The organism is Capnocytophaga bilenii (genome assembly GCF_017565765.1).
GTDB lineage: Bacteria > Bacteroidota > Bacteroidia > Flavobacteriales > Flavobacteriaceae > Capnocytophaga > Capnocytophaga bilenii.
In genome coordinates this window covers 243,486-266,752 of sequence record NZ_JAGDYP010000002.1, presented here as the reverse complement: position 1 = coordinate 266,752, position 23,267 = coordinate 243,486, and the positions used below count along the sequence as shown (strand labels likewise).

The window sequence follows — 23,267 nt, the reverse complement described above, 5'->3', positions numbered from 1 at the left end:
TTTAGGGTGATTTACTTAGTTTAAAGGCTCAATCATATCTTTGATTTCGGCAAAGTGAGGAGAGTTCTTATAATTATTTAGGTAAGCCGGTAATACGTATATTTTGGTAATATTCACAGGGATAAATTGACCATTCATTTGAGGCACATCACCTTTGAAAGTAATTTCGGTTACGCTAGAGTCTTCAAAAGGATTATCACCCATTAAGGTAAGTGAAGCAGGGAATACTACTTTTTGCAAAGCAGTACAACCTTTGAATACGCCTTCTTGTATTTGTTGTAATCCTTCGTTAAGGGTTACTTGGGTAAGTGCAGTACATTTTTCAAAAGCCAAGCCCAAAATAGCCTCGCAAGAGCTTGGTACAGTTACCTCTTTCAAGCCTATACATTCTGCAAAGGCATTGTATCCTAATTGTTGTAATCCGTTGGGCAAGGTAACTTTTTTCAATGAATAGCAACGCGCAAAAGCATCTACATCTATAGCTCGTAATTTGCCTTGTGTGCCAAAGACAATTTCTTCAAGGTATAAATCGCCTTCAAATACAGCACCTTCAAATTTAGTAACATTATTACCTATTGTTACTTTTTTCAAGGCGCGTTTTCGGGCAAAAGCACCTTCGGCTATTGTTTCTACATTGGCAAGTTCAGCAATTTGGTTCATATCCAACACTTGAGTTTTAGGATTTGACCAATAAAGAAGTATAGTGCGGTCGCTGCTGAGGCGGTAGTTAGGCAATTCGCTATCGGGGGTTTGGTTTGTGCCATTGTTGGTATTTTTGCCTAAAGAGATACCTGTTCCCCATTGGTTGGAAGTTTTAGGCCCGTAGAGTACTTTGTTTTCAAGGTCTATATACCAATCGCCTTCGTAGCCTTCGTTGGGTGAAGGAGCACCAGCACCAGAGCGTATTTTGGAACTTTCATTGTGAGCACTACCAAATTTGACAGCTACTCCCCACCCTTGAGCCGTTTTAGGCCCGTATATTTCATAAGTAGTTTCGTTGATATAGTAGTCGCCTACCTTACCTTCATCATTACTTGGGGGTACTTGTCCGCGGCGGATATCAGAGCCTTCTTGTACTTCGGTACGCTCTTCAATTGTTTGTTTTTTGCAACTTGTTACTGTTGCCGTGAGTGTGCAGCAAATAGCTGCACCGATTAATAATCTTTTCATTTTGAACCGATAAATATTATTGAGTTTTAAAATTATTTTTTTTGCAATGTTTTAGCAAAAACATTACAAACAGTATAATTAGTATAAATAGTTATTATTATTTATATTGAACAAAATTAAGCTGGTGCTAATTACAGTACAAATATATTAACACTTTTTTTATCAGAAAACTGTTATTTAGAATGGTATTGTTTAATAAGATGTTAAAACATTGATAATCAACTATGAATTTTAGCACTAAAAAATAAGCTATTTTTCACCTGACTACCTCACCTTCTTATGCGGGGTATCTTTTTACAAGAAGTAACAATAAAGGTTTGGGGTATAAAAATAAATTATTCGCAACAAAAACATAGTTTTATTGCGAATAATCTATTTTTAGTCGTCAGTCTTTAATCATTAGCCGTCAGAAGCGAGCTATATAGGCTAAGGATTAACAGCTAAAGAGTAATGTTTATTTTTAATAATTAATATACAACCAGCCTTCTTTGGTTTCATTTATTTTTTTCAGGGTGAGCTTGTAGTAATAGTACCCACGGGGTACTCGTTGCCCATTGCTACCAATTCCTTTCCACTGGCTTTTGTAATTGTGAGCTTCATAAATAAGCGTTCCTTCGGTAGTGTATATTTTCAGGTTATTTTCGGGATAAGCGGTAAGTCTATGTATAAAGAATTTATCGTTAATACCGTCATCGTTGGGGGTAAAAGCGTTGGGTATTAGGACGGTATCTTGTTCTTCATCATATTCGTTTGGGATACCATCACCGTCAAGGTCGGGGTCGCAGGCATCGCCAATACCATCTTTATCAGTATCTTTTTGGTCGGGGTTGGGTGTTGAGGGGCAATTGTCGGTATTATTAGGAATTCCATCGCCGTCGAGGTCGTCATCACAAGCATCGCCAATACCGTCTTTATCGGTATCTGTTTGAGTTGGGTTGGGTATATAAGGGCAATTATCCTGTTCGTTGGGAATACCATCATCATCGGCATCGGGGTCGCAGGCATCGCCAATGCCGTCACCGTCAGTATCTGTTTGGTCGGGGTTGGAGATGTCGGGGCAGTTATCGCGGTCGTTAGGGATACCATCGCCATCGCGGTCGTCATCACACACATCGCCAATGCCGTCGCTATCGGTATCTTTTTGGTCGGGGTTGGGTGTTGCGGGGCAGTTATCGTCATCGTCTAAGATACCGTCTTGGTCTTGGTCGCCACTACAGATAGCAGGATTTTGGTCGGGGTTTGGTTTATTGGGGCAGTTATCGCGGTCGTTAGGGACACCGTCACCATCGCGGTCGTCATCGCATACATCGCCAATGCCGTCATTATCGGTGTCTATTTGGTTAGGATTAGGCGTATTGCGGCAGTTGTCTCGGTTGTTGGGCACGCCATCGCCGTCTAAATCGTCATCGCATACATCGCCAATGCCGTCATTATCGGTGTCTTGTTGGTTGGGATTGGCAGTTTCTACGCAATTATCGCGGTTATCGGGTATGCCGTCGCCGTCTATATCGCCGTTTTCTTTAACTACTACTATTCCTTTATTGACGGCTAAATAGATATTGTCATCGGCAGTAATCATATAACGTCCTGCGGTGGCGCTATAGGTATCGGTAACGGTAAAAGTATAGACTCCATTATTAGGGATATGAGCGGCTATTGTGATAGAGAAAACGCTGCCATTGGGGGCAAAGAGTATTGTTACTTTTTGAGTATTTACGGGCTCTTTGTCGGTATTGGCTACTTGCCAAGTAATGGTTTGGGTAGTGCCGTAGAACCAATAGCTTTTTTGGCTATGAGAGCTTACCTCGAAGGGGCCTGCGGTACTTACTACTTTTATTTTCATATTGGCAAAGCTGGTAGTACCTAAGGTATTATCGCCAGAGCGCCTATTGCGGGCGGTCATTTTTCTATCTATTACCATTAAGCTCCAATTGAGGTTACGGCTTACGTTACTCACCGTTTCCCATTCGCTATTGCGGTTGGGAGCGCGCTCAGTAAGCTGATTTTGCAAGATGCGTGATAAGCGTGGTATATAGCGTTCGGGTGAAGGATTAGGGGGTAGTGAGCGTGCCATAGGGCCTGAACTGTTATTGGGTGAAAATCTATCAGCACTAATGGCACTAGAGTTGTCGCTCTGTTCCCAAGAGTAATATAGGGGATCGTTATCGGCATCGGTAGCGTGCCCTCGTAGTACATAGGCAGTTCCTTTAGGGATTGTATAAGGCAGCAAACTATCTATTTGAGGGGCTTTATTTTCAAAGTTTTCGGAACGTGGGCAGCTTTGTTTTTTGATATAATCTACTATTTGTTTTACATTGAGGTGGTTGAAATAAGCATCGGTGCGGGGTTGTACATCATTTGCCCCTGTGATACCTGCATAACCCATAATGGTAGTGCCGCTGCCGGGCTCTATTTGTGTTCCATATCCTTCATAAGGGCGAGAAAGGTTGAACGAGTGGGTTGCCCCCATTTGGTGTCCTAATTCGTGACAGAAGAAATCAACATCGAACCTATCTAAATCTTCAAAAGCTTTGAAGTTGCCTGCTGAAAAACCTTTGCCTTTATTGTTGTCATCACACACACAGCCTATACAACCTGCATTGCCATTGGGGTTGTAAGTGTCGTGGAATAAGTGCCCTACATCGTAGCGTGAGTTGCCTACTTTTTCGTCTAATATTTTTTGTATAGGGGCACCAGTCCAATCATTTGAGCCTAAAGATGCTTTTTCTACTAAATCGGAAATGGCACTTTCTGACTTTTTGCTTAGGATTGTTTCTTCGCCCGATACCAATTGAAAATCAATTCCCATTTGTGTTTTATACACTTGGCTAGCACGCTGAACGGTAGAGACTATTTGAGCCAAAGCTACACGTTTATCGCCTCCGAAATATTTTACATATTCATAGGTGGCTACTACAGCTATTTTGATAGTGCGAGCTACACTTTGCGATTGGAAATTGTTGCGCTGGGTGAAATGAGCTTGTGAGTCGGTTTGCTCTCGGCGCAAGGCGTCTTGAACAGCTTGCGCTGGGATATGACAACCAAAGTACATAGGAGGTACTGCTATTTGGCGGACATAGGCTTTGTGGTGTAAGCCTTTTTTATCAGTGGGCTGCACAAAGGCATAATGAAATCCTTCGGTAAATATTACCGACAGCCCTGCGGGTGAAAAGGTGAAGTTTACAGCCTTTTCGGGATTGTCTACCGCATAGCCTTGGTAGGTTTCTATATCGGGGTAACGCAATGCCAATTCGGGCGATAATACGCTTGAAGGCTTTACGTTAAATTTTTCCAAATTTCCGTTACCATCAGGAAGGGTAATTATAGTGTACTGATTATAAGCCCGAGAGGTGGTACTGTGAAGTGCTTTTGCAAAATCTTCTTTGTTGAGGGTGTAATATTTGTAAGGAGAAGAAATATTAGCATTGGCTCTTTGAGTGCTAACATCCTCATTCCAATAGCTTTGCGTATATCCTATTGTGGTAGTAAGGCATAACAACCAACAACAGTACTGATAGATTTTATAGGTCATATTTGTTTAGTTGTAAATTAGAATTATTATAAAATTGCTGCAAATCTATTACATTTTTTTGGAATGACAAATTTTAATCAAAATATTTTAATTGATAAATTTGTTAAATGTCAATAATTCAAGAATTTAAAGTTTAAATTTTAACATTTGAAATTCTTAAATTTTATATATAATTTTAACTTTTTTGATATTATTAGCGAAGCGATAAGAAAACAATAGTAAAAATAATTCAGTTTTATTTGGTGTTAATAAAAATAATCAGTACTTTTGCAGCGTTTTTAGAGGGGTTATCCTTCGCTGAGAAGAATTTTGAATTTTGAATTTTGAATTTTGAATTGGGCATAAGCTGCAAGCTTGCGCCAGCGGTGTATCTTTCGCTCATCCTTCGCTGAAGGTTCGGTGAAGGTTCGCTGAGAGTGGTGAAAGTGATACTCTAAAAAAGTGGAGGAGAGAAAAAACTTTGGCAAACTCTTAAAGAATTTTGAATTTTGAATTCTGAATTTTGAATTGGGCAGAAGCTGCAAGCTTGCGCCAGCGGTGAAAAATATCAAAAAACATAATAAAACATATAAAAACATTAAAAACCATTATACAATGAAAAAGTTAATTATTTGTGCTGCAACAGCATTGTTTTGCGCTGCTACCTTTGTGGAATGTAGCAAAACGCCTGTAGAAGAACGGGAAGAAATTCAAAATGGTACGGACATTATCCGCCGTAATGTGCCGCCTCAAAACTCTGACGGGAAAATTGGCGACTACTATATCAACGAAACTACTGCTGAAATTTACGGTCCTAAAACTGAAAACGGCGGTTGGGGTACTCCTTGGCGTTTTGGCAAACAGGATAATGTGGGGAATGCAAAAATATATTCGGGAAGTGGTGCTCCCAGCAATACTGACCCTAAATACAAAGAGGGCGATTGGTATATAGACGTTGCAAACCGCAAATTGTACGGGCCTCGCACGCGTAATCTTTGGGGTAACGGTATCCTCATAGGTGGTGCTCCGAACGAGGGTACTAATACTGACCCTGATGCTTCACTGCCTAACTATCGCTTGGATAATGACGGCAAAACGCTCCTTGCTTGGATAAACTACAAATCGCAAATTATTGATATGAGCAAAACACCTCTCAACTTGGTAGAAAAAATAGAAGTGGCTGCTTTTGCGGGAAATAAAGCAATACAAAAGGTGATTTTTGGGGCTCAGCTTAACACTATAGGGGCTTCGGCTTTCAAAAAATGTTATTACTTAGAGGAAGTAGTGTTTAACGAAAACCTCAGCGAGATAGACGAAACAGCTTTTGAAAACTGCTGGTACCTAACTACACTAAACTTGCCTAACCGATTGGAAGTGATAGAGCAAAAGGCTTTTCACAACTGCTCTGGGCTCACTACCGTAAAAATACCAGGTAGCTGTAAAAGTATAAAATTTGCTGCCTTTGAAAAGTGCAAATCGCTTACTGATGTGCAAATAGGCGAAGGGTTAGAAAACATACATCAAAACGTGTTTGAAGAATGTACCGCTTTACAATCGGTAGTATTGCCACGCAGCTTGAAAGCCTTAGGCAGTGCAGTATTTAAGGGTTCGGGGGTAAAAAAGGTTACTTTCTTGGGGGCATATCCCGAAACTGGTATTGCTGAAGATGCTTTTCGCGAAGCTGGTTCATTGAGCGAAATATTAGTGCCTACTGAGTATTTAGATGAGTATATAAACCATTTTTCGGGCTCGGACATCAAAAATTTAATTAAAGCTATTCATTAATAAACCTTTTTTGTTATGAAACATCTACTTTTTATAGCTATGAGTTGCGTACTTACAGCGACTCTTAGCAGCAGTTGTAGCAAAGAGGCTATAGAACGCGTTACTGTAAATAAAGGAAGTATGATTATCCCTGGCAATGGAGCTCCTGCTGCCGATGTGGGAGGCAAGGGTGATTATTACTTAGACAAACTATCGGGAAAACTCTACGGTCCTAAAACAGATACGGGCTGGGGCAACAATCCTATTGCTTTAGTAGAACCCAATTCGGTAGGCAATACTATTTATTCGGGCACTACGCGTCCTGCCGCTGATAAAGGAAATATTGGCGACTTGTATTTGCAACTAAACAGCAGCAACCCTAATCATTCTAAACTATATGGGCCTAAAACGGCTGAAGGCTGGGGGACAGGTTATGAAATGGGGGACAAATCGGGGGGACAACCTCAGCAGTTGCCTAACTACCGCTTGAGCAAAGACGGCAAAACACTCCTTGCTTGGACGAACTTCCGCACCTTGCACTTGGATATGCGCTCTGACCCTAAACTTGCCAATGTAGAACACATAGGTGATGAGGCTTTCCGCTTTTCATACGGCGAAAGTGAGGATGCAACGCTGCCTTATGCGCTTACTACGATTATCCTCTCGGACAAGGTGAGCAGTATTGGCACTAACGCTTTTGGTGAAATGGCTTTCTTGGAAAGTGCCACACTACCCAGTAGACTGAAAATAGTACCCGAAAACTGTTTCTTGTACTGTAAAAAACTTAAAAGTGTGAATCTTAGCGAGGGTATTGAGAAGATTGACAAGTTTGCCTTCTCTAACTTACCTTTAGAGCGCTTAAAAATCCCTCACAGCGTGAAACACATTGGCGAAGCGGCTTTTGCTAACAATGAAAATTTAGTGGAGGTTACTTTGCAAGAGGGTCTGGAGGTAATAGGTGCTATGGCTTTTGACAATTGTAGCGAAATCACTCATTTAGAAATACCCGCTAGCGTAAAGGCTATAGGAAGAGATGCTTTTGCGGGTTGTAGCAATGTAGATTACTTGGTACTACCCAGCAAGACCCTCCCCCGCTGGGATGTGGTAACGATAGATGATTTTGAAAACTTGCACTTTATTTACGTGCCCGATGAACTTGTAGAAACTTACAAGAAAGATGAAAATTGGGGATTGGTGGAAAATGAGGATAGCAATATAAAATACAAACCACTATCGGCTAAAGCAAAAAACTAAAAACAATTCTAAATATAATGAGAAAAATCATTTTGTGTTCAACCATTGTAATAACCAGCTTCTTTTTTACCAATTGCCAAAAGGAAAAACCTAAAGAGGAAACGCCTATAAAGCCTACCGAAAAGGGTATTCCTGCAACAGCTTATAAGCTAAGTGAGGACAAAAAAACGTTGCTGAAGTGGAACGACAATAGCCTCAGTACAATAGATTTTACCACCGACCCTGTGTTGCGCAACATTACCCACATTGCAGCTAACACTTTTTCGGGCTGCACGGCACTTACGCAGGTAAAGCTAACTGACAAGATTGAGCATATAGGGGAATTTGCGTTCTACAAGTGCAGTAACCTGAGTGATTTTGTAATGAGCAACAACGAGCATATTACCAAAATTGAACGAGGTACCTTTCAGGATTGCAGCAAGCTCACCTACGTAAAGCTGTCGCCTTATATCACGACTATTGGGATATTGGCTTTTGCCGATAGCGGTATCAACAAGATTGAGCTGCCCGAAAATTTCTTCTCTATAGAAAAACAAGCTTTTGCAGGCTGTGTAAATTTAAAAGAGATAGAAATACCCAAGAACGTGAGCGACATTAGTACGGCGGCTTTTGAAGATTCTGGTTTGGTAAAAATCACACTTTACGGCACTTTTCCGCCTAAACTGAGATTAGGAGAAAGAGGTGCAGGCTTTATATCGCCTTTTCCGCCCTCACTTACGGATATTATAGTGCCGAAAGAAGCTACACAAGACTACCGAGACAAAAAGGAATGGCACTACTTTGCGGCAAAAATCAACAGACACTTAGGGTTTAAGCCGCTAACCCTTAGCCAAACAGAATTTATGATAAACGAGGGTGAATTTGTAGACTTCAGTGTAGAGAGTGGCAATGGTGATTACAAAATAGTACAAAGCGAAGAAAGCAAGGTGATAGTAGCTTACGCTCAAGAGCAAAACAACAAGGCTCGTTTTCGCTTATACGGGCGAGAAAAAGGGGCTACTACTCTTACTTTTATAGATGAGATAAGCCAAACCCAAAAAACACTAAACGTGCGGGTGGTAACTCCTTTTACTCTTACGCCTAATGTGTTACGCCTATCGGTAGGCGAAACCAAAACGATAGCCGTAACAGGCAATGGTAACTACCAAATAGCAGCTACCCAATTTGCGCAAATTACCTATAACGCTACTAAAAGCGAGCTGGTGGTGAAAGGCTTACAAAGAGGTAACGAAGAGGTTATCATTACCGATACCTTCTCGGGCAAACGTTTGGCAGTGGAAATTATTGTAAATTAACTACAGAAATGAACTACAAAAACTTTATTTTATTATTGAGTTTTCTTTTGGTGGTGAGTGCTTGTAAAAAGGACTCACCATCAGAGAAAATTCCCCCAAAAGAGGGTGCCGATGCTTACACCCCGCTGATAGGACGCTGGCAGCTTATGAAAATTACCGACAGCAACAACAAAGGCAAAGAACGCAACTTGAGCAACTGCCGCAGGCATAGCTCAATTACGTTTTTAGAAGGACGCAAAGCCCGAGAAGTACGTTATCACTTAGCACTTTCGGAAGGTGAAAGTGCTGACAGAGGCGAAGGCACTTGCAAGCACAGCAATGAGATATTTGACGTAGCCATCACCGCTACCAATACCTTGCAGCTGATAGGCACCGAAACCGAAACTTACAGCTATACCCTGAAAGACAAACAGCTGCAACTGGTGCTTACCGCAACACTGCCCAATGGTGACAGCGTTAGCAGTACATTCTTCTATCAAAAAGATTACACTTACAACCCTGCTAAAGAGCTCATTGGCACTTGGTATGTACACCACTGGTGGATAGACGGGTTGTATAATTATGATGAAGACTTTGCACGCGGACAATGCAAAACCAAAGAAAAGATTGTATTTACCGAAACGGATATTACTATCTACCAATACGACATTGGCAGTGAAGGTTGTAAAGAAACTATTTACCAAGGTAGTTATAAAGTATCGGAGAACCAAACTAAAATTATCGTTAGCTCTAAGAAAAATGGTTTTGTAGGCAATACGATTTTTGACCTTGAGAATGGCAACTTGCACATTTATGGCAACAGAAGTGGACACGCTCTTGAAACTATCTACCGAAAAGACAAGAAGTATGAAGATTATTTTTAAACTACTCTTTTTGCTGCCCTTGTTGAGCTTCGCCCAAGTGAGCCCTACTACCCAAAAGGTAATACAACTGAGCGAGGTAGTGGTATCGGGACAGATAGCTCCGCAAGCAGTAGCAAAATCAGTGAAAAACGTGCAAGTAATTAGCAACGCTCAAATACAGAAAATGGGTGCTGTAAGCCTTGCCGATGTGCTAAACCAATACATCAACATCACGGTGCAGCCTAACCTAAACACAGGTAAGCAAACGGTATCATTGTTTGGTTTGGGGGGTAACTACTTCAAAGTGCTGATTGACAATGTGCCCTTGGTGAGCGAAAACGGATTAGGCAACAATACCGACCTTTCACAGGTAAATATGCAAGATGTGGAACGGATAGAGATTGTGGAAGGGGCTATGGGGGTAACTCACGGTGCTAATGCGGTAACAGGTATTTTAAACATCATTACCAAAAAGAAAAGCGAACACCCTTGGGAACTGACCTACTCACTACAAGAAGAGAGCATAGGCAAGGAGTACAGCCTTACCGACCAAGGAAGGCATATACAGAATTTTAAGGCAGCGTATCAGTTTGCTAAAAATGGTTATGCCTCTGTAGGTACTTATCGCAACTTGTACAATGGCTATTGGGGGGAATACCAAGGCAAGCATCATTACCTTACTGACAACAAGCGGGGCTACAAATCACCCCCTAATAATAGCTTACAGACCAACATAGTACTAAGCTACGAGTTGCCACATACCCAGCTGCTATACAAATTTGAGTATATGAACGATGATTTCTACTTCATAGACCGCTCGCCTGAAAACTCTTATAGCAGCACATATGGTTATTACGCTTTTGGCGATGATAGGCACGATACATATTTGCGGCGTTTTCATCACCTCAATGCTAATGGCGCTTGGAGCAAATGGCGTTACAATCTCTCAGGATCATACCAATACCAAGAGCGCGAGGAGGATAACTATAGGTATATCATCAATTTAGGCAAGGATATCAACCACCGCAAGCGCACTACCCAATATATGAACGTGTGGTATAGTGTGGGTACATTTAGCCGTGCTTTCTTCGGCAACAAACTCAATTGGCAATTGGGCTACGAGCTAACGCACAACAAGGGTTTTTCACTTATCACCGATGCGGGGAGTACCCTGAAAGAAGTGCGCAAGAACGTAGATAATTACGACCTTTACACAGTGGCTGAGGTAAGCCTCAGCAAGCAACTATCGGTGCGCCCCGGTATGCGCTATTCGGTGCAACGGCTATTCAAAAACCAATACGCTTATTCGCTGAGCGGCAGGTACTTATTGCCACACCGCACTGAACTACGCTCTTCGGTAGGGAAATCGTACCGCACCCCCAGCTTTGAGGAGCTGTATACTCGGAATATATTTATGGGACACGCTTTTTTGGGCAACGAACACTTATTGCCCGAAGATGGTTTATCGGCAGAAATCAGTGCTAAGAAAAGTAGTATTTTGGGGGAGAAAACACAACTGATGAATACCTTAAACGGTAGCTATAACCGCATCAACAACAAAATACACAACGTACTGCAAAATCTTGACGGTGGTACGCCTCACACTCAATACATCAACGTGAGCCAATACCGCAACTTTAATATTACTACTACTAATAGCTTAAAATTGAATAGTTTAGAACTATCGGCTGGGGCATCGTTTGTATGGATTTCGCAGCGTATAGACACTGATCGTTTTAAAACTGATAGTCGTTATTTGCTAAACATCAACGCTAATGCGAGTGCCAGCTACAATATCAAAGCGTGGGATTGTGCTTTCTCTGCGTATTACAAGTTTGTAGGCAAATCACAAATGTGGCTAATGAGCGGGACAGGCTATGTAATGGGCGACTTAGACCCTTATGGTTGGCTTGATATTTCTGCCCAAAAGCGTTTTTTACAAAAGCGTTTGGAGGTGAGTTTGGGGGCTAGGAACTTGCTAAATACTATAGATGTGAGTCTTACCCAAACGCCCTTGCAGGGACAACCGATACGCCTAAACTACCCCTTGGGCTACGGACGAAGTTTCTACGCTAAATTAACGTATAATTTAGTTGTTAATCGTTAGGTGCGAGCCGCACGCGCTAATCACTAAGATAGACAAAACATAACAAACCATCATATGAAAAAGTATTTATTATTGATAGCCGCAGCGCTTGTAGTTGTAGGCTGTAAGAAAAAAGATGAGGGTCCTAAGGAAATCCCTACACCTCCAAAAGTAGCTAAAAACCAAGTGGAAGTGGATATGGGAGGTGCTAATGAGCCTTACCAAGTGTATGTAGACCTCGCTACCAAGCAAATCACTAAAGTAAGACGCGATGCGTGGGATATTGCTTTTTATTGTGGCGATGATTTCAGGGTGATTATCAACCCTGCTATAGCAATGACCGTAACGGCTACAACTCGTAACATCAACGAATTTGTGCATACGGTGCCAAGTATCTTGCTAAGCGATGACCCTACCCTACCCTCGCAAGTGCTCATCTCATCGCATATTATAGATGACCCTCGCGGGCACTTATCGCCCAGCGTGAATAGCACTACCAACGAGGTTATAAAAGGTACAGGCACTGCTATTGCAGAAATAGCTGTGAATGATGTAGATAACAAAGTGTATTTGCTGAACTTAGGTAGCAACATCAGTACTAAAACCCCTGAAATAGGTAGTGTAGACCTCAAAGGTAGTGATAGGGGCTGGATGAAAGTGCAGATAATGAGGCGTGGCAATGCCTACCGAATGCTATACGCCCACAACTATGTAACAGCCGACACTAAGGGCGAAAAGATAGAAGAAGTTACTATTAATAAAAACCCACTGTATAACTTTATTTTCTTCAGCCTACACGATAAGAAAATAGTACAAGTGCAACCTCCAAAAACTAATTGGGACTTATGTTTTACCGCTGCTACGAGCTGGTTTAGCACCGATGAAGAAAAAATACTATCCCCTCAAAACAGCGTTACTTTCTTCCCCGATTTGGTAGTTACCAACCTGCACGGAGGTACTAAAGCGACCTTGTACGACACTCGTACTACTCCTTACAATACTTACAGCAAGGAAAAAGCTGCAAAAATAGCTTTTGGCAATGCGCGTTATAACACCCAAATGGCAATAGGGCGCAATTGGCGTGATAACCAAGTAGGTAATTTGGTGCGCGATGAACTATTTGCTGTGGTACGTGATAGTGAAGGCAGATATTACAAGCTGAAATTTCTACGCCTGAAAGACGACAAAGGCGAGCGAGGTTACCCAGCTTTTGAGTATGAAGAATTGTAGTCATTAGTCGTTAGTCGTTAGTTATTAGTCGTTAGTCGTTAGTCATTAGTCGTTAGTCGTTAGTCGTTAGTTATTAGTCGTTAGTTATTAGTCGTTAGTTATTAGTCGTTAGCGCATACCGCAAGCTAACGACTAATGACTTCTTCTTACTAACGACTAAACCTTATGGTTTAGGATAAATTTTGCTGCTATGTTTGCTCCAATTAGTAGCTGTTTTGAAATAATTTTGCACATCACTACGCACGTAGAATCTTATAAGGTTACAATCGTCAAAAGTGTCTGCAGCTACCGTAGGTGGTATAAGGGTATTAATGGTTACCGACTCGAGATTCACGTTATAGTAAAAAGCAAGTTTTCCTATAGTCCTAACAGTTTCGGGTAATACTACCTTTTTTAGGGCTTTACATTGCACTACTGCCCCGTGTTGTATATCATATACATTAGTATTGCCAAAATCTAACACTTCTAATTTTTCACACTCCAAAAAAGCATTACCACCTACTACTTTAGCCGCTGTAAACTCTATGGTTCTGAGTTCTTTACAATTGCCAAAAGCCCTTAAAGGAATCAAATCTACTGGGGGTAGCTTTATTTCTCTTATTTCTGATCTAGCAAAAACATCATTACCCAGCACCAATTTAGTATTAGGGTCGTAATTTGTAAAGGTTACACGCATATCAAGATTGGCTCTATTAAAAGCATAAGGCTTAATTTCCCTGAGTGCTTTAGGGAAAACAATGCTTGAAACACTTTTATTGTCCTCAAAAGCGCGTTCGCCTATTACAGTAACTTTTTGCAGCTTGCTATCCTGTTCCATATTTACAGAATTAAGCGAGTTGTCTTTCCACTTCACGAGGGTAAGTCCGTCAGCACTTAATTCATACGCTGAAGCAGGAATGTCATTATCATTTTCGTTTTTGTCTTTTTTGCAGCCTATCAAGAAAAGTGCACATAGGCTTGCAAGTAGTAATTTCTTCATATGTTCTATTTTTTTATTATTAACGCTGCAAAAATACACAATAATAATTTGTAAATCACAAGCGATGAACAATTTAAGAAAAAATTAAGAGTTCTTTAGAGCAGATGAAAATGTGAACTGCACAGGCAAGGGGACGGGCGGGTGGAATTGGCGTAAAAATTAACACATACTTTTTTGTGTATTCGTAATTATTTTGTACTTTTGCCTCACTAATTATGTTTTTAAAGAAAATAACTATTCTTAACTATAAGAATATCAGCGATAAAACCTTTCATTTCAGTGCTACTATCAACTGTTTTACAGGTAATAATGGCATTGGAAAGACAAATTTATTAGATGCCATTTATCACTTGGCTATGGGGAAAAGTTATTTTAGTAGTAACGCCCTGCAAAATATTCGGCATAATGAGGAATTTTATTTGATTGAGGGACTCTTTGAAAGCGAACAACGACAGGAACAAATAGTATGTAGCCTAAAAAAAGGTCAGAAAAAGGTACTGAAACACAATGGTAAGGCTTACGAACGCATTGCTGACCATTTAGGCAAATACCCAATGGTGCTTATCTCGCCTGCTGATAGAGATCTAATTACCGAAGGCAGCGAAACACGCCGCAAGTTTTTGGATAGTGTTATTGCCCAAACAGACCGCGAGTATGTAGAGCTGTTGCTGCGTTACAATAGGTTGCTACTGCAGCGCAACACTTTGCTAAAACAAATGGCTGAAACGGGCATCACTACTACGGAGACTCTCTCTATATACGACCAGCAATTAGCCCCTATAGGGCAACTTATTTACCAAAAGCGCAGTGATTTTATGCAGCTATACCAGCCGCAATTCAGCAAACAATACAGCTATATTGCAGGTAAAGCCGAAGCGGTAAGTCTGCACTACCATAGCGCACTACACCACAACAGCTTGGCGGCTTTATTGCGCGAGAACTACAGTAAGGATTTGTCGGCACAATATACCACAGCAGGTATTCATAAAGACGACCTACTATTTGAAATAGAAGGCTACCCCATAAAAAAATACGGCAGCCAAGGACAACAAAAGTCGTTCCTGATAGCCTTAAAATTATCGCAATACGAATTGCTAAAACAGCAACTGCAAAAGAAGCCTATAGTGCTATTAGATGATATTTTTGACAAGCTGGACGACAGTCGTGTAACGCAATTGGTGCAATTGGTTACTCAAGGGCACTTCGGGCAGCTATTTATCACTGATACTCATAAGGATCGTACCGAAGCTGTAGTACAACAAATAGGGCTACCTTATGAAATGATTGAGGTAAAGTGCGAGCCGCAAGAGTAACAACTAAAGACTAAGGACTAATTCTAAATACTAAATAACAATAACTAACAATGAGCAAGAAAAAAGCGACTGTTACCAACCCAACACGAGTTACTACCCCTGCAAAGTCTGCGCCTGTAACGGCAACGGCAAAAACAGGTGATGCCCCCCAAAACTGGCTGCTAAACGCCTTGGCAGCACTGCTACTAATAGCTTATGGTTACGTAACGGTAATCACCCCCAACTGGATGGCTTTTGACTCTAACGCTACTAAGTTCTACACTTTTGCTATCCTTAACCTCATAGTGGTAGCCTTGGTGTTTCTCATCAAAGAGTTTAGAGACCGCACCCAAGTGCTCTTTGGCTTTTTTAGCAACAAAATAGGTATTGCCTATTGTGTGATTATGGTTTTCGCCTTGCTGTCGTTCTCTAAAGCGATTGATGTGGAAGAGGCTATATTACACTATTCTAAAATATTTATCGTATTTACAGCCGCGTGGATGGTATCGGCACTAGTAATTTTCAATAAAAAGAATCTCGTGCCTTTAGCTGTGGCAATGACTTTATTATTGCTTTATGATTTTATCATCACCATACAAGGGGTAAAAGGTATCATCAAAGGGTTGGATACCTCATTTAGTTACAATATCAAAGGGGGATACTCTAACAAGAACATCTTGGCATCGGCAATGTTTATCAAGCTGCCTTTTGCCATTTGGTTGTTTTACTTCAGAAAAGAAATGTGGCAACGTACTTTGGGTGCCGCAGGTATATTGGCAGGCACAATGGCTATCTTCTTTATGAGTACCCGTTCGTTCTATTTGGCTACGATTATCACGATTATCATCTTTATTGTTTATGGTGCTATCGACTTTTTCGTATTCAAACGCCGTGAAATTGGCAAAAAAGTACTGATGCACTTAGCAATTGCCTTAGTTGCCTTTGGTATATTCTCATTTGTACAAAATTTCTTATACCCACAAGAGTTGCGCGAAAGCACCAACTTTGGGGCTCGTTTGGCTACCGTTGCCAGCGAAGAAAACAGCAGTAACAACTTGCGTAAAACAGCTTGGTTAGTTACCGCTACCGATATGATTCCTAACGATCCTATCTTGGGGGTAGGAATAGGAAACTGGAAAGTGCGCTTTTTGCAATACGAAAACTCGTACAGTCCGCACTATATTTATATGTACAAAAACCACAATGACTTTTTGGAGCTCACTGCCGAAGCGGGTATTTTTGCAGGGTTGGCGTTTGTGGCTATCTTCCTTTTGGCAGCTTATTACTTTTTATGGAGTACTTATAGGCGCAAGGATAGCAAGCAAGAGTATTGGTTTTTCTTACCGCTCTTTGGGCTTTTTGCTTACTCATTTGATGCTTTCTTTAACTTTCCGCAAGACCGCCCTGAAATACAAGCCTTATTTAGTATTTTCGTAGGGATAGCTGTGGGATTGGGTGTAATTTATTACCGAAAGAAACGCGAGGAGGCTAGTGAAAGTGCTCCTAAACAGTTGCCGCTAATGGCTGTAGGCTTTATAGGCTTAATAGCTTTGGCTACAGCAGCGATAAATGTGGTGGTAGAACGTATGTACTTCGATTCTTCTAAAATGCAACGTATGATAAAAGAAGAACAAAGCAATGTGCGCCCTACCAAATCAACTGGTGAGTTCCTAATACGCAACTATCCACATGTACCCAACCTTACAGCGGTGGCAGAGCCTGTGGATGTGGAAAAGGCACGCTACCTGATAGACGAACAGAAGTTTGACCAAGCGCGCAAGGTGCTACAAACTATCAATTATCACCCTTACGATGCGCGTCCTGAATACTTTATGGCAGTATCGTACTTTATGGAACCCGAAAAGAACAACGACAGTATTTATAAATACGCTCACAAAGCGCGTATGATAAAACCTAATTTCTTTGGGGCATTAAACTTAGAAACTTTTGCGCTGAACAATATGGGCAAGGAACAAGAATCTATCCACTTGCTAAAACAGTATTTAGGTTTAGAAAAAGATAGTACTGCGGTAATACCTAAATGGAAACAGACACTTAAAAAATTCCGTATAGATGTAGATGAGGCAGCGATGTACTACAAGCGCACCAGTGAGCCACAAGCGTGGAATGCCTTGGCTTACTTGCAAGAAAAGAACGGAATGATAGCCGATGCCAAAGCTACTATTGATAGTGCTTTTGTATATATTCCTGATAATGCTGATATTGTAAATAACCGTAACAAACTTACCTCACGAGTGCAGGTGGAGCAATTTATGCCACTTTATGCCGAAGCGGTAAATTATTACAATACTCAGCGTTTTGATGAGGCTGCTAAAGTATTTTCGGCTTTCTTAGAAAAAGTACCTGCGCATATAGAGGCGTACCGCTTGCGTGCGTTCTGTTACTATAACTTGGGTCAGTATCAAAAAGTAATTGCCGATATTAACCAAATAGAGGCGTTGGGCGTAGTGGTAGACCCTGTACTGAACAACTATCGCGGTTCGTGCTACTATATGCTGGGCAATAAAGCTAATGCTAAAGTGTATTTTGAAAAGGCAGCAAATGAAGGGAATGCCGATGCTAAAAAGAATTTAAGTACACTTAGTTTCTAACAATAATGAGCTATGTATAAAAAACAAATTCTAACGGAAAAGGAGATAGAGGTGATGTTACACCGCTTGGCTTGCGAGCTGATAGAAAATCACAATGATTTTTGCAATACGGTATTTATCGGGATTCAGCCTCGTGGTACTTATTTGGCTAAGCGACTATTGGCACTACTCACTACGCACTACGGTATTAAGAATATTCCTTTTGGGTTATTGGATATTACGTTTTTCCGTGATGATTTTAGGCGTAATGCGCGTCCGTTAGAGGCGAACTCTACTGCCATTGATTTTATAGTAGAAAACAAACGTGTGGTGTTTATAGACGATGTGCTATACACAGGGCGCAGCATCAGGGCTGCCCTCACGGCACTACAATCATTTGGGCGACCTTCGGAAGTGGCTTTATTGGTACTAATTGACAGACGCTTTAGCAGGCACTTGCCCATACAACCCGACTATACAGGGAAGCAAGTAGATGCTATCAATGAAGAGCGGGTGGTAGTACATTGGCAAGAAAACGCTGGCGAAGATGCGGTATATATAGAGCGTAAAAAAGACGAAACATTATGATTATATCATTACTCACGGCTTTTATAGTGCTTAACACTCTCTTGAAACTGAGTTTCTGGAAAACGTGGCAGTCTGCTATCTTTGGGGCTATTACGTTCTTATTTGTGTGGTTGTGCACGGATTATGCTTCGGAACAGTCGCAAGTAACTTTAGAGGGCTTGCTAAACAACCCTAATGTGCTGAGCAATATCACGGTGTTGCTCACGGTAGAAACGGGGGTGTGTATGGCGTTTTGCTTTGTAGCACTGCAATGTGTTTTTAAGGGCAAAGAAAGCAAATGGCACAACATATTGCAGTGGTATCCTAACTTATTGTTGTTTCCTGCTTTGTTTTATGCACTCACTCAGGCGATATTTTACTTTTCGGGGGTATCATTTGCGCAAATTGCTTTGGGTGTAGGCGGGATAGCCTTTGCCGTGATTGTAGGGGGTGCCTTGGGAATAAAGAATTTGTTGCCCGAAAAAGACCTCAGGCTGGAACTGCATTTTCTTATTAGCTTGCTCATTACGCTACTGGGGCTTATCAGTACTGCCAATGGACAAATCATCTACGTGCCCCAAAGCGAACCGCTAAACCTGAAAGTGCTGGGTGCTACTTTTGTATTTTTCATCACACTCTTTGCCATAGGCTTCGGGCTAAACAAGGGTTATTGGCATCTAAAACAGAAAAACAAACTATAATACTTAAACAATTTATTATGAAAAGAAACCTTATAACATTCATTGCCTTTAGTGCTTTCCTGACGGTGGGTAGTGTGGCTTGTTACGGACAAGTAACTATCAACCAGCCAGCAAGTATAGCTGAGCTTATGGAACTGAAAAAAGAAGTGGCTCGCAATGAGAGTGCTTACCAAGTGCAGGTGTACAATGGGAACATCAACGATGCGAACCGTGTGCTTTTGGAGCTTAAAAACTCGCAAAAGAATCAGCCTGTATCCTTAGTATTTGAGTCGCCGAACTACAAAGTGCGTTTGGGAAGTTTCCGCACGCGCTTAGAGGCTGAGAAGAATTTATTAGAAATAAAAAAAACGTATCCTGCTGCTTTTGTTGTGGGACTAAAACAATAGTGGGTTTCCGTAAGAAGTATGTTTAAGAAAAACTCGCTGCGATTTCAGATTTTTTTGAGTATGACCTTATTGGTGGTGGTATCATTTGCTATATTGGCATTTGTGCTTATAAAGCAATACCGCAATCAGGCATTAGAATATCACGATGAGCGCTTGATAGATAAGGAAAACCAAATAAAGATGCAAATCAAGTATGTATTTTCTCAAACTACTTTCCCTGTTGAAACTCATTATATTCCCCTGATATTCAGAGAGGATATTTATACTATTGCCAATATTCAGAACCTGAATTTTGCACTTTATGACCTTGACGGGCTTTTGCTAAAGAGCTCGAAAGCTTCACTATCACCTGACCAAGATGCTTTTTTTATTTCGCCTTATGTGCTTCAGCAACTGTCATCCACCGTTGATAAGCGAATTGTAGAACAACACGAATTTGCGGGACGTGGCTACCAAACCTCTTATAGCTATATCACCGACCTGCAATTTAAGCCTATTGCTATACTCAATATTCCTTATTTTGAGAACGACACTTTCAACGAACGTGCTTTGGAGGGGTCGCTTTACAAATTGGGGATTGTATATGTATCGTTGTTGGTAGTGGCGTTGTGGGTGGCTTATATCATTTCTAAATACATTACCAAATCGCTCAAAACGATAGAAAGCAGGCTGCAAAAGACGCGCTTATCAGGAAATGAGAAGATAAAACTAAAATCGGCACCTACGGAAATAAGTGAGCTGGTAATTGCTTATAATGGTATGATAGACGAGATTGAGAATAGCAAGGCGCTATTGGCACAATCGGAACGGGAACAGGCGTGGCGCGATATGGCAAAACAGGTAGCGCACGAAATTAAGAACCCGCTTACGCCGATGCGGCTATCGGTGCAAAGTTATCAGCGAAAAGCTAACCGCGAAGCACAAACGATAGAAGATACCAATGAATTTTGCGAATCGCTCATTCAACAGATTGATATACTGAGCAATATCTCTACTGCGTTTTCGGCACTTACTAATATGCCTCCTAAAAATGATGAACGGCTTGACTTTGTAACGGTTGTAAAGCGTACTTTAGACATTTTCAATAGTCCTTATATTAGGTTTGTTTGTTCTGCTGATGAAATAATATCGGTATTTGACAAAGACCAGCTGGGGCGTGTGATTACCAACCTCGTAAAGAATGCGTTGCAGGCTACCGAAAATGTAACAAGCCCTGAAATAGAGGTGTTTTTAACTGCTGACAAACAGCACATTACAATAAAGATAAGGGATAATGGAACGGGGATTGCCGAGCGGGATCGCGATAAGATATTTGAGCCTAAATTTACTACTAAGAGCAGTGGTAGCGGGCTGGGACTGGCAATGGTAAAAAACATTGTATTGTCGTACAACGGGCAAATTAGTTTTAGTAGTGAGGAAGGCAAAGGGAGTGAGTTTGTAATAATTTTAAAAAAACTTTTGTAGGTTTGGAAAAAAGTTGTACCTTTGCTGCCCTCAAAAAAATATTATAGCATCTTATAAGCCAAACAGTTATGGAGTTAGTACGCTTATTTATCAAACGAATATCGTATAACCAGTCGCAGAACGATGCTTTTGTGCTGATAATGCACGAATTAGAATCCGACCTAAAACTGCCTATTGTAGTGGGGGCTTTTGAGGCACAATCTATAGCATTAGAGCTGGAGAAGAATATTATCCCCCCTCGCCCACTCACTCACGACCTATTTAAGATATTCGCCGATACTTTTAATATCAAGATGAAACGAGTAGTGATTTACCGCTTAGAAGAAGGTATATTCTACTCGAATATGTTGTGCGTACAGGGCAAAAAAGAATATACTATTGAGGCTCGTACTAGTGATGCTATCGCCTTAGCGCTACGCTTCAAAGCTCCAATTTATACTTATAGAGAAATTATAGAAAAAGCAGGAATTGACATTCCACTTACTAACGAAGAAAAAAAACAAGGTACTGATGTACCTAATAATTATATAGAAGAAGAAAACACTCATAACCGTTATAGTAATTTTTCATTGGAAGAATTGAAAACCCTACTAAATGAGTGCATAGCGAAGGAAGATTATGACGAAGCTGCCCTGATACGTGATGAAATTATACGTAGGGATGGTTCCTTTGAATGAGTTAAAAACAAAAAAGAATGAAAAAAAGAATACTATTTACTTTGTTAACTGCCTTTACTTCTTTGGCAGTTTTTGCCCAAGATACGGCAAGTAGCACGACTACCTTTCAGGTAGTAAAATGCGAAGGACTCACTGCCGAAAGCCTCTTACGTGGGGTGATTGGAATGGTAAGTCTCTTATTAATAGCCTTTATCTTCAGTAGCAATAGGCGTGCTATCAATTGGCGAACCGTAGGCATAGGGCTCTTACTGCAAATAGGTATCGCCATTGGAATCTTAAAAGTAAGCTTTGTTCAGCAAATATTTGATTTTGTGGGAGGTATCTTTGTACTAATCTTGGATTTCACCCGTGCAGGAAGTGATTTTCTATTAGGTAACTTAGTAAATACTGAGAGTGTGGGGTATATATTTGTGTTTCAAGTGCTACCCACGATTGTGTTTTTCTCGGCACTTACCTCATTGTTGTTTTATTTAGGAATAATACAAGTGGTAGTACGTGCTATGGCTTTAGTCCTTTCTAAGCTACTGAATATTTCTGGTGCAGAGAGCTTGTCGGTAACAGGGAATATCTTCTTAGGACAAACCGAAGCACCCCTAATGATAAAAGCCTATCTTTCTAAAATGACCCGTTCTGAAATTTTATTGGTTATGATAGGAGGTATGGCAACCGTAGCGGGAGGCGTAATGGCATCGTATATACAGTATTTAGGGGGTAATGACCCTATTATGCGATTGATGTTTGCAAGGCATTTATTGGCAGCTTCGGTAATGGCAGCCCCAGGCGCAATCGTTATCTCTAAGATACTATACCCACAAACAGAAAAATTTTCTAATGATTCACACGTATCTATGGAAAATGTAGGCTCTAATGTATTAGATGCTATTGCTAATGGTACCACCGATGGATTAAAATTAGCAGCCAATGTAGGAGCAATGCTCTTAGTTTTTGTAGCTTTTATAGCAATGCTCAACTACATACTCAATTGGATAGGAGGTTTGGGTACAGATAATATACCTTCACTAAACCAAATTATTGCTGAAAACACTGTTTATTCGGGACTTTCACTCGAAATGATATTAGGAACTATCTTTTCACCTGTAATGTGGCTGATAGGCATTGCAAAAGAAGATGTGATGCTAATGGGGCAACTATTAGGTATTAAGCTTGCCTCATCAGAATTTGTAGCTTATACACAGTTAAGTATTCTAAAAGATATAGCGAGCGCCCCCCATTTGATGTACAACAAGTCTGTCATCATTGCCACTTATATGCTCTGCGGATTTGCTAATTTTGCCTCTATAGGCATACAAATAGGCGGTATAGGAGCACTTGCACCCAACCAGCGCAAAACCCTATCAGAATTCGGTTTAAAAGCCGTTTTAGGCGGCTCGTTAGCTTCACTAATGTCAGCTACTATTGCAGGAATGATAATAGGATAAAGATAAAAAAATATTTTAG

General features: G+C 40.9%; 17 protein-coding genes. 14 read left to right on the top strand and 3 right to left on the bottom strand.

Features of this window, described 5'->3' with window-relative positions; all coding sequences use genetic code 11:
• Positions 1 to 15: 15 nt before the first annotated feature.
• Both J4N46_RS03600 and J4N46_RS03595 read right to left on the bottom strand, forming a co-directional pair.
• Positions 16 to 1,170: a leucine-rich repeat domain-containing protein gene (locus J4N46_RS03600; RefSeq protein ID WP_236013625.1), complete on the bottom strand. Its 1,155-nt coding sequence runs from the start codon at positions 1,168 to 1,170 to the stop codon at positions 16 to 18.
• Positions 1,171 to 1,630: 460 nt separating this feature from the next.
• On the bottom strand, positions 1,631 to 4,702 hold the full coding sequence (locus J4N46_RS03595) for a thrombospondin type 3 repeat-containing protein (protein WP_208058187.1): 3,072 nt from the start codon (positions 4,700 to 4,702) through the stop codon (positions 1,631 to 1,633).
• A gap of 594 nt (positions 4,703 to 5,296) precedes the next feature.
• Here J4N46_RS03595 and J4N46_RS03590 point away from each other — a divergent pair.
• Genes J4N46_RS03590 through J4N46_RS03565 form a run of 6 tightly spaced genes read left to right on the top strand, consistent with a single transcriptional unit; the run spans position 5,297 to position 13,152 of the window.
• Positions 5,297 to 6,466, top strand: coding sequence for a leucine-rich repeat domain-containing protein (locus J4N46_RS03590; protein ID WP_208058186.1), 1,170 nt, complete (start codon positions 5,297 to 5,299; stop codon positions 6,464 to 6,466).
• Positions 6,467 to 6,481: 15 nt separating this feature from the next.
• Positions 6,482 to 7,699, top strand: coding sequence for a leucine-rich repeat domain-containing protein (locus J4N46_RS03585; RefSeq protein ID WP_208058185.1), 1,218 nt, complete (start codon positions 6,482 to 6,484; stop codon positions 7,697 to 7,699).
• A 17-nt stretch (positions 7,700 to 7,716) separates the two neighbouring features.
• Positions 7,717 to 8,994, top strand: coding sequence for a leucine-rich repeat domain-containing protein (locus J4N46_RS03580; protein ID WP_208058184.1), 1,278 nt, complete (start codon positions 7,717 to 7,719; stop codon positions 8,992 to 8,994).
• 8 nt (positions 8,995 to 9,002) lie between these two features.
• A complete protein-coding gene (locus J4N46_RS03575) occupies positions 9,003 to 9,857 on the top strand; it encodes a lipocalin family protein (RefSeq protein ID WP_208058183.1) in 855 nt (284 codons plus the stop codon).
• A complete protein-coding gene (locus J4N46_RS03570) occupies positions 9,787 to 11,943 on the top strand; it encodes a TonB-dependent receptor plug domain-containing protein (protein ID WP_236013623.1) in 2,157 nt (718 codons plus the stop codon). The genes J4N46_RS03575 and J4N46_RS03570 overlap by 71 nt, the downstream gene beginning before the upstream one ends.
• A gap of 54 nt (positions 11,944 to 11,997) precedes the next feature.
• Complete coding sequence (locus J4N46_RS03565; protein WP_208058182.1) at positions 11,998 to 13,152, top strand: HmuY family protein; 1,155 nt, start codon at positions 11,998 to 12,000, stop codon at positions 13,150 to 13,152.
• Between the two features lie 163 nt (positions 13,153 to 13,315).
• Here J4N46_RS03565 and J4N46_RS03560 read toward each other — a convergent pair whose 3' ends face one another.
• On the bottom strand, positions 13,316 to 14,131 hold the full coding sequence (locus tag J4N46_RS03560) for a leucine-rich repeat domain-containing protein (RefSeq protein WP_208058181.1): 816 nt from the start codon (positions 14,129 to 14,131) through the stop codon (positions 13,316 to 13,318).
• A gap of 215 nt (positions 14,132 to 14,346) precedes the next feature.
• Between J4N46_RS03560 and recF the strand changes: the two genes are divergently transcribed.
• The 8 genes from recF (at position 14,347) to J4N46_RS03520 (ending at position 23,248) form a co-directional block, all read left to right on the top strand.
• Positions 14,347 to 15,444 (top strand): DNA replication/repair protein RecF, encoded by a 1,098-nt coding sequence (gene recF / locus J4N46_RS03555; RefSeq protein WP_208058180.1) that lies wholly within the window; start codon positions 14,347 to 14,349, stop codon positions 15,442 to 15,444.
• A gap of 50 nt (positions 15,445 to 15,494) precedes the next feature.
• The gene (locus J4N46_RS03550) at positions 15,495 to 18,035 is read left to right on the top strand and encodes an O-antigen ligase family protein (RefSeq protein WP_208058179.1); all 2,541 of its coding nucleotides are present in this window, start codon (positions 15,495 to 15,497) and stop codon (positions 18,033 to 18,035) included.
• A 12-nt stretch (positions 18,036 to 18,047) separates the two neighbouring features.
• Positions 18,048 to 18,602: a bifunctional pyr operon transcriptional regulator/uracil phosphoribosyltransferase PyrR gene (gene pyrR / locus J4N46_RS03545; RefSeq protein ID WP_208058178.1), complete on the top strand. Its 555-nt coding sequence runs from the start codon at positions 18,048 to 18,050 to the stop codon at positions 18,600 to 18,602.
• The gene (locus J4N46_RS03540; protein ID WP_208058177.1) at positions 18,599 to 19,282 is read left to right on the top strand and encodes a hypothetical protein; all 684 of its coding nucleotides are present in this window, start codon (positions 18,599 to 18,601) and stop codon (positions 19,280 to 19,282) included. Before pyrR ends, J4N46_RS03540 begins: the two co-directional genes overlap by 4 nt.
• 17 nt (positions 19,283 to 19,299) lie before the next feature.
• A complete protein-coding gene (locus J4N46_RS03535) occupies positions 19,300 to 19,668 on the top strand; it encodes an SPOR domain-containing protein (RefSeq protein WP_034556876.1) in 369 nt (122 codons plus the stop codon).
• 18 nt (positions 19,669 to 19,686) lie between these two features.
• Complete coding sequence (locus J4N46_RS03530) at positions 19,687 to 21,132, top strand: sensor histidine kinase (protein ID WP_208058176.1); 1,446 nt, start codon at positions 19,687 to 19,689, stop codon at positions 21,130 to 21,132.
• 68 nt (positions 21,133 to 21,200) lie between these two features.
• Positions 21,201 to 21,809 (top strand): bifunctional nuclease family protein, encoded by a 609-nt coding sequence (locus J4N46_RS03525; RefSeq protein WP_208058175.1) that lies wholly within the window; start codon positions 21,201 to 21,203, stop codon positions 21,807 to 21,809.
• A gap of 17 nt (positions 21,810 to 21,826) precedes the next feature.
• Entirely contained in the window at positions 21,827 to 23,248 is a 1,422-nt protein-coding gene (locus J4N46_RS03520) for a NupC/NupG family nucleoside CNT transporter (RefSeq protein WP_208058174.1), read from the top strand.
• Positions 23,249 to 23,267: the final 19 nt, after the last annotated feature.

Bases quoted from the DNA above. Each gene is read 5' to 3' on its own strand.
- J4N46_RS03575 (WP_208058183.1), top strand. From the start codon at position 9,003: ATGAACTACAAAAACTTTATTTTATTATTGAGTTTTCTTTTGGTGGTG.
- J4N46_RS03580 (WP_208058184.1), top strand. From the start codon at position 7,717: ATGAGAAAAATCATTTTGTGTTCAACCATTGTAATAACCAGCTTCTTT.
- J4N46_RS03590 (WP_208058186.1), top strand. From the start codon at position 5,297: ATGAAAAAGTTAATTATTTGTGCTGCAACAGCATTGTTTTGCGCTGCT.
- J4N46_RS03540 (WP_208058177.1), top strand. From the start codon at position 18,599: ATGATTATATCATTACTCACGGCTTTTATAGTGCTTAACACTCTCTTG.
- J4N46_RS03535 (WP_034556876.1), top strand. From the start codon at position 19,300: ATGAAAAGAAACCTTATAACATTCATTGCCTTTAGTGCTTTCCTGACG.
- J4N46_RS03595 (WP_208058187.1), bottom strand. From the start codon at position 4,702: ATGACCTATAAAATCTATCAGTACTGTTGTTGGTTGTTATGCCTTACT.
- J4N46_RS03560 (WP_208058181.1), bottom strand. From the start codon at position 14,131: ATGAAGAAATTACTACTTGCAAGCCTATGTGCACTTTTCTTGATAGGC.
- J4N46_RS03585 (WP_208058185.1), top strand. From the start codon at position 6,482: ATGAAACATCTACTTTTTATAGCTATGAGTTGCGTACTTACAGCGACT.
- J4N46_RS03520 (WP_208058174.1), top strand. From the start codon at position 21,827: ATGAAAAAAAGAATACTATTTACTTTGTTAACTGCCTTTACTTCTTTG.
- recF (WP_208058180.1), top strand. From the start codon at position 14,347: ATGTTTTTAAAGAAAATAACTATTCTTAACTATAAGAATATCAGCGAT.
- J4N46_RS03565 (WP_208058182.1), top strand. From the start codon at position 11,998: ATGAAAAAGTATTTATTATTGATAGCCGCAGCGCTTGTAGTTGTAGGC.
- J4N46_RS03550 (WP_208058179.1), top strand. From the start codon at position 15,495: ATGAGCAAGAAAAAAGCGACTGTTACCAACCCAACACGAGTTACTACC.
- J4N46_RS03600 (WP_236013625.1), bottom strand. From the start codon at position 1,170: ATGAAAAGATTATTAATCGGTGCAGCTATTTGCTGCACACTCACGGCA.
- J4N46_RS03570 (WP_236013623.1), top strand. From the start codon at position 9,787: ATGGCAACAGAAGTGGACACGCTCTTGAAACTATCTACCGAAAAGACA.
- J4N46_RS03530 (WP_208058176.1), top strand. From the start codon at position 19,687: ATGTTTAAGAAAAACTCGCTGCGATTTCAGATTTTTTTGAGTATGACC.
- pyrR (WP_208058178.1), top strand. From the start codon at position 18,048: ATGTATAAAAAACAAATTCTAACGGAAAAGGAGATAGAGGTGATGTTA.
- J4N46_RS03525 (WP_208058175.1), top strand. From the start codon at position 21,201: ATGGAGTTAGTACGCTTATTTATCAAACGAATATCGTATAACCAGTCG.